Genomic DNA, 6179 nt, shown 5'->3' with positions numbered 1-6179 from the left:
GCTGCGCCCCGCCCATACGCTACCGTGCTGGTGCGCGGGGGCTTATTATACTTATACGCGTGCTTAGGTGGGCGCCCCGCCACCGCGCCGGGGGCCCGGGCCTCACTGCGTGTCCTGGCGGTTCGACACCTCAGCGGGCCCGTGCCGCCTGCGCCGCCGACACCGAGGCCCAGGGCACGGGTCACCCCGAACCGCCCACCGCGGACTTCCGGCTGCTCGGGGTGGTGCTCTCACCCCACGTGCCCGGGGGAATCCTGGTCCGGCTCGCCCCGGCGGCCGTCCAGAATGCCGTCGACCACCTCGACGGCGAACCGCTTCGCGACTATGTCTCCTGACTCGGCTCGGCGAGCAGCCCGACGTGTGGCCACCCCGGCCGGGCGGCGGAACGGCCGCCTGCCGCAGGCCGCGAGGAGGTCACCCAGCCGTGGCGCACGCTCCACGTGCCACCGTCGGTGCTCGCGCCGCGCAGACCGTCCAGGACGTCTTCTCCGGCGAGCGCGAGCAGGCGGGTGTCCTGAAGTGAGGCGAAGGCAACCGTGCGGCCAGGGGCCCAGTCCGTGCTCCGGCGCAGGCGGCGGGCCAGTTGGGCGAAGCCGAGCGGGGCGGCTGCGACCACCCAGGCATCAGGTGTCTCACGGGTCAGCCTCGTCGCGGGGCGTAGCCAGGAAGCCGCCGACTCGGGCCAGTCGACCACAGCCAGGACCGTTCCGCCGCCGGTCCGCCAGGCGGCGCTGAAGGCTTCGGCCGCCGTTCCGGACGCGTCGTCGCGGCTGTGACCGACGGACACGGTCTCGATGCGGGACCCGGGGTACCTCAGCAGCCCGATGAGTGCGGTGAGTTCGGCCTCGGTGTGCGGGGACGGGAGCGGCAGGTCGCCGTACTCGGCGAGATCCGAGGCGGGGATCAGAGGTGAGCGGTGCTGCTTCCGCTCCTCGCGGGTGTCCATGGTGGATGCGCTCTCCCGGTTCTGTTTCCAGCGGGCGTACGTCGCGGGCAGGCATACCGCGCAAGGCCGGTATCCGGCCGTGATCGCGGTGGTCTCGTCCGGGAAGAAAACCCGACGCGCGACATAGTGGCCGCGGGCGATGGCCCGCAGGGCGGAGGGGCAGTCGAGCCGGCCGTACAGGCGTCCGCGCCGGTGCCCTCCGAGCGTGCCAGGGGTGGTACTCCGATACGGCAGTCCGTCTGCGCCGAGCAGGGTGTACACGCGCTTCAGGCGGCATCGTGGAAGACCAGGCCCAGTGCATGGCGGCGGCCGGAGCGGACGGTGCTGACCCCGTGCCGCATCGCACCTGCCGACCAGCCGCGTCTGGTGGCCACCGGGCGGTCGCGCGTGGTGAAGATCAGTCCATGGCCCTGATCGAGGACGTTCGTGGTGCCGCGTGACTGGGCGCGCGGACGCTGCTCGACGAGCAGGAACTCCCCGCCGGTGTAGTCGGTGCCGTACACGTCGAGACCGATCACGACCTGGAGAGGGAAAAGCATGTCGCCGAACACGTCGCGGTGCAGGGCGTTCCAGTCGCCTTCCTCGTAGCGCAGCAGGATCTGGGCCGAGCGGTTCTGCCCCGCCTCGTGACACATGGCCACCCATTCCTCCAGGGTGTCGGGCCAGGGTGCGGGGCGGCCGAGCCGAGCGGCCCAGTCGCGGGCGATGGCCAGCAGGTGCGGGTAGAGCGCGGCGCGCAGTTCGGCCACCGGCCGGGGCAGGTCATGGGTGAAGTAGCGGTACCGGCCGGAACCGAAACGATGGCGTGCCATGTCGACCGTCGTCCGGAACAGGTCTTCCTGGTCGTAGAGTTCGCTGATCTCGGCGCACTGGGCGCGGGTGAGGAGGCGTGGCGTGAGTGCGCATCCGTAGGCGTCCAGTTCCTCGGCGAGGTGCGCCCAGTCGGCCGTGTCCACTTGTCCGCGGGTGCGGGCGACGTCGGTCTCGGTGCTCATCGGTGTGCTCCGGTAGGGGTGTGGGCCGCGCTGCCGCCGTCGGCGGTGGCCGCCCGTCGTCAGATGAGCGTCGGCTGCAGTGCGCCCTCGTGCGTGAGGAGCTGCACCTTCCGCTCCACGCCGCCCGCGTAACCCCGCATCGAGCCGTCGGCGCCGATCACGCGGTGGCAGGGGCGCACCAGCAGCAGGGGGTTGGCGCCGACCGCCCCGCCTACGGCCTGCACCCGCTCACGCGGAAGGCCGAGCCGTTCGGTCAGCTTGCCGTAGGTGGTGGTGGCGCCGTACGGGATGGCATCCAGGGCGCCCCACACCTGCTGCTGAAATTCGGTCCCGGTGGGCGTGAACTCCAGCTGGAACATGGTTAGTTCACCTGCGAAGTACGCCCGGATCTGTCGTACGGCCTCGGTAAAGGCGGCGTCGTCGCACCGCCGGTCCTTGCGGACGACGGGAGCCTTCTTCATGCCCTGCACGGACAGTGAGGTGATCGCCGTGCCACCTGGTGCGGTGCCGGACTCCTCGCCCATCAGGAGCAGTTGGCCGAGCGGGCTGTCGATCACGGTGTGGACCCTCATGGTCGTGGTCCCTTCGTCTGGATGTTTCCGTTCTGCTCTCACAGCCTGAGGTTTTCGGGCGTGAGAAGCTGGCGGTAATCGGACGCCACGCTGGGAGCTGTCGTATGGGCCGAACTCCACGGCAGCGAAGGGGCTCGTCGCGACGCCCCTACATCGCTGTGCGATGCCACGCCGAGCCGACCCGCTTGCAATCGTCTGTGCCGTTTCAGCAAGAGGGCGGGCAACGAGATCGACTTCGGCGTCCCGTGGGTCTACAACCACCTCGGGCAGCCGTGGAAGACCCAGCAGGCCGTGCGCTCGGTCGCCACCACTCTCTTCAGCCCCACCCCCGACGGTGTCTACGAGGTTCCGCTGACGGTCCGTGGAACGGCGGACAAGGGTCCGCTGCACCTCTCCGCGATCGTGCTGGTCGCCCCCGCGGGCAGCCTGGCCGCCCCGTATGACAACACCGGTTCGTCCGACGACGCCGACCGCGGCCGGGGTGATTACGACGGGGACGGCAGTAGCTACTCCCGCCAGGCACTCGCTGCCGCAGGCCTCGACGGAGGGGCCCGGCTCGAGGCTGCGGGCACGTCCTTCGTCTGGCCGGCAGCCCCGCAGGGCAGCCCCGACAACGCGGTCGCAGCGGGTCAACGGCTCGAACTCACGGACCGGGCCGAGAACGCGGAGAAGCTGCTGTTCGTCGGATCCGCCACCCACGGTGACCAACGGGGTAGCGCGACGGTGACCTTCACCGACGGCACCACTGCTGCCACCGACCTGTCGTTCGGCGACTGGACGCTGCCGGGCGGCGGAACGGACCCGGTGTTCGACAACACGGTTGTGGCCCGGACCGATCACCGCAACGAGTCAGGGGGCCGCGGGCCTGCCGTGTATGTGTTTGCGACAGCGCCCTTCTCCGTGCCTGACGGAAAGCGGATCAGGAGTGTGACGCTGCCCGACAACGCCAACCTGCACGTCTTCGCCGTCGGACTCGGCTGAGCGGCGAGCGCCCCGTCGGTGAGTGCGGGCCGGGAAGTCGGGTGGGCCGTCGGCCCGTGCCGTGCCCGAGCCGCATGAAGTAGTGACGTGAAGGGCGCCTGGTGGGCATCGACCCAGGTCAGGCGCCCTTCTCTCACTCCTGGGCGCTGGACGACGAACCGTTGGTGCAGAGCCGGCGGGATGTCGTCAGGCGACCCAATGCGGCCGTCGGGTGGCGGACGAAGGTGGAAGGCCGTCGGCGAGCGCGGTGGCCATGCGGCGCACGGCCTCGCGCAGGGTGTCGGGAGGCGTTGTGTACGGGATACGGAGGCGCTGTTCGAAGATGCCGGGGTCGGTGGCGAAGTAGGCGCCACCCTCGATCCGCACCCCGTAGTCCAGGACGCGCTCGGCCAGCGGTGAGGCGATGGGCTCGCCCAGGTCGACCCACAGCGAGAGACCGCCGGGCGGCAGCTGCCAGGTCCACTGCGGGATGTGCTCGGTCAGGGCGGCAGCCAGCGCGGTGCGCTGCTCGCGCATGCGTTCCAGGCGTGGCGGCAACAGCTCCCCGGCCCGAGGCAGCAGGGCGAGGGCCAGGAGCTGGTCCAGGACCGAGCCGCCCATGTCGGTGGCGATCCGTTGGCCGGCGAGCTCGGTCACCAGCCGCGACGGGGCTCGCAGCCAGCCGATGCGCAGACCGCCCCAGTGGGTCTTGCTCATCGAGCCGATGGTGATGACCTGGCCGGTCCCACCGGGCGTGGCATGGGCGGCGAAGGGCAGCGGGGCCGGAACGTCGAGGGCGAGGTCGGCGAGGGTCTCGTCGATGACCAGCCACGTGCCGGAGCGCTGAGCGGCGCGCAGGATGCGGACGCGCTCCTCATCGGGCATGAGGCAACCGGTCGGATTGTGGAAGTCGGGGATCAGATAGGCCAGTTGGGGAACCGCTTGGCGCAGGGTCGATTCGATGATCTCGATATCCCAGCCGGTATCGGCCACCGGGACCGACACCGTGCGGAGGTGGGCGCGGCGCATGGCCTCCAGGGCGTTCGGGTAGGACGGATTCTCGACCATGATCCGGTCGCCAGGCCGGCACAGCAGCGCCAGGACCAGCGTGAGTGCGTGCTGGGCGCCGGAGGTCAGCAGGATCTGTTCGGGCACGGTGGCCAGGCCGCGCCGAGTGAAACGCTCGGCGATGGCGGCACGCAGTTCCGGAAGACCGTAAGGGTGGTAGCCGGGCGTGTGAGCGTGTTCGGCCAGCCGAGGGGCCACCTGGGCGAGGGCATCGACGAGCGTCTGTTCCGGCAGACCGGGGGCGGCTCTGGCCAGGTCGATCGCGGTGTCCTGCGGTCCGAGGAGTCGGGTGATGCCACTGGGTGTACGGCCTTCCGGCAGGGCCGTCCAGGTACCGGAGCCCTGACGGCTGTGCGCGTAGCCGCTCTCGCGCAGCAGGTCGTACACGGCGGTGACGGTGGCCCTGCTGATGTTCAGAGCGGTGGCCAGCTCCCGCTCGGCGGGCAGTCTGACGTGCAGCGCGATCCGCCCGTCCAGGATCAGCGCGCTGATCGCCCCCGCCAGGTGACGGTAGGCGGGCCTCATTCCCGTCGGGTCGGGCAGCAGCGCGGCGAGCTGTCGGCTCCCCAGGGTCCGGCCGGTGCGGTTCACCCGGTCCACTGGCTGGAACGCATTCGAATCGGCCATACCACTCTCCCCGGATTGGCCGTGTTGTCTGGGCCAATCACTGTACAGACTCGCCGCCTGTGGCCCTGAGCCACCCGAACTCGCTGGAGGCGACTGGTATGGAGCAGAAGAACACGGACCGCTGCGAGCGTGAACTCCGGCGCCGTCACGAGGAACGCACTGCCGCTCCACCGGTGCCCATGACGCGCCCGTCTCCGCCGTCCCTCACCTACGTCCCCATCGCTGAGCACCTGCGGGGGCGCCTTCCCCAACTGTTCGTCGGCCTCGCCCTGTACGGATTCAGCCTCTCGCTCATGGTCCGCGCCTCGCTGGGCGTCAACCCCTGGAGCGTCCTCAACGAGGGTCTGGAGCACCACACCTCCCTGAGCTTCGGCACGATCACGGGCGCCGTCGGTGTTCTCGTGCTCCTGCTGTGGATCCCGCTCAGGCAGAGGCCGACGTTCGGCACCGTCGCGAACATCGTCGTCCTGGCGTGCTCATCCGACCTCGGCCTCCTGCTCATACCCGAGCACCTCGGCCTCCCTGCCCGGGTCGGCCTGCTCGTCGGGGGTGTCTTCCTCAATGGGTTGTCCGTCGCCGTCTACGTCGGCGCGCGCTTCGGCCCCGGCCCGCGGGACGGGTTGATGACCGGCGTGTCCGCCGCGACCGGGCGTTCCATCCGGCTCATCCGCACCCTGATCGAGATCACCGTGCTCGGCGTGGGCTGGCTGCTCGGCGGGAGCGTGGGCGTCGGCACGGTGCTGTACGCACTCGCGGTCGGCCCGACCACGCAGCTCTTCATGCCGTGGTTCGCCTACCGGAGCACTGCCGAACGCGCTGCGGCAGAAGCGCGATCCGGGAGGGTGACGCCGACTGCACCGGTCAGGGCTTGAGAGGGACGCCCGGAAGCGCTGAAGAACGGTGACTCAGTGACTCCTGCTCGGGGCGATGCGCCGTATCTGTCGTCGCGCGCCCGCCGGGGATTACGGGACAGCCCATAGCCTGGAGCCCGTTGCGAGAGTGCGTGCCCGA

General features: G+C 70.4%; 7 protein-coding genes. 3 read left to right on the top strand and 4 right to left on the bottom strand.

Annotated elements, in window-relative coordinates:
- The first annotated feature begins 59 nt into the window (after positions 1-59).
- Complete coding sequence (locus ACIA8E_RS27690) at positions 60-335, top strand: hypothetical protein (protein WP_399302015.1); 276 nt, start codon at positions 60-62, stop codon at positions 333-335.
- Here the strand turns inward: ACIA8E_RS27690 and ACIA8E_RS27685 are convergent.
- Genes ACIA8E_RS27685 through ACIA8E_RS27675 form a run of 3 tightly spaced genes read right to left on the bottom strand, consistent with a single transcriptional unit; the run spans position 323 to position 2513 of the window.
- Complete coding sequence (locus ACIA8E_RS27685; RefSeq protein WP_399302014.1) at positions 323-1207, bottom strand: hypothetical protein; 885 nt, start codon at positions 1205-1207, stop codon at positions 323-325. The two genes, ACIA8E_RS27690 and ACIA8E_RS27685, sit on opposite strands and share 13 nt — an antisense overlap.
- Positions 1208-1212: 5 nt before the next feature.
- Positions 1213-1941, bottom strand: a complete 729-nt coding sequence (locus tag ACIA8E_RS27680) for a 2OG-Fe(II) oxygenase (protein WP_399302013.1) — start codon at positions 1939-1941, stop codon at positions 1213-1215.
- A 59-nt stretch (positions 1942-2000) separates the two neighbouring features.
- The gene (locus ACIA8E_RS27675; RefSeq protein ID WP_399302012.1) at positions 2001-2513 is read right to left on the bottom strand and encodes a methylated-DNA--[protein]-cysteine S-methyltransferase; all 513 of its coding nucleotides are present in this window, start codon (positions 2511-2513) and stop codon (positions 2001-2003) included.
- A gap of 90 nt (positions 2514-2603) precedes the next feature.
- On the opposite strand from ACIA8E_RS27675, the gene ACIA8E_RS27670 reads away from it, so the two are divergent.
- On the top strand, positions 2604-3494 hold the full coding sequence (locus ACIA8E_RS27670; protein ID WP_399302022.1) for a glycoside hydrolase domain-containing protein: 891 nt from the start codon (positions 2604-2606) through the stop codon (positions 3492-3494).
- Positions 3495-3680: 186 nt separating this feature from the next.
- Here the strand turns inward: ACIA8E_RS27670 and ACIA8E_RS27665 are convergent, their stop codons facing one another.
- On the bottom strand, positions 3681-5168 hold the full coding sequence (locus ACIA8E_RS27665; RefSeq protein ID WP_399302011.1) for a PLP-dependent aminotransferase family protein: 1488 nt from the start codon (positions 5166-5168) through the stop codon (positions 3681-3683).
- Positions 5169-5347: 179 nt separating this feature from the next.
- On the opposite strand from ACIA8E_RS27665, the gene ACIA8E_RS27660 reads away from it, so the two are divergent.
- Positions 5348-6040 carry a YitT family protein gene (locus ACIA8E_RS27660; protein ID WP_399302021.1) on the top strand — a complete coding sequence of 231 codons (693 nt, stop codon included), beginning with the start codon at positions 5348-5350 and terminating at the stop codon, positions 6038-6040.
- Positions 6041-6179 lie beyond the last annotated feature (139 nt).

The sequence above is a fragment of the Streptomyces sp. NPDC051664 genome (genome assembly GCF_044453545.1).
Lineage (GTDB): Bacteria > Actinomycetota > Actinomycetes > Streptomycetales > Streptomycetaceae > Streptomyces.
The sequence above is the reverse complement of the archived record's forward strand: the minus strand, read 5'-3'. Positions and strand labels throughout refer to the sequence as shown.

Bases quoted from the DNA above. Each gene is read 5' to 3' on its own strand.
- ACIA8E_RS27680 (WP_399302013.1), bottom strand. From the start codon at position 1,941: ATGAGCACCGAGACCGACGTCGCCCGCACCCGCGGACAAGTGGACACG.
- ACIA8E_RS27675 (WP_399302012.1), bottom strand. From the start codon at position 2,513: ATGAGGGTCCACACCGTGATCGACAGCCCGCTCGGCCAACTGCTCCTG.
- ACIA8E_RS27665 (WP_399302011.1), bottom strand. From the start codon at position 5,168: ATGGCCGATTCGAATGCGTTCCAGCCAGTGGACCGGGTGAACCGCACC.
- ACIA8E_RS27660 (WP_399302021.1), top strand. From the start codon at position 5,348: ATGACGCGCCCGTCTCCGCCGTCCCTCACCTACGTCCCCATCGCTGAG.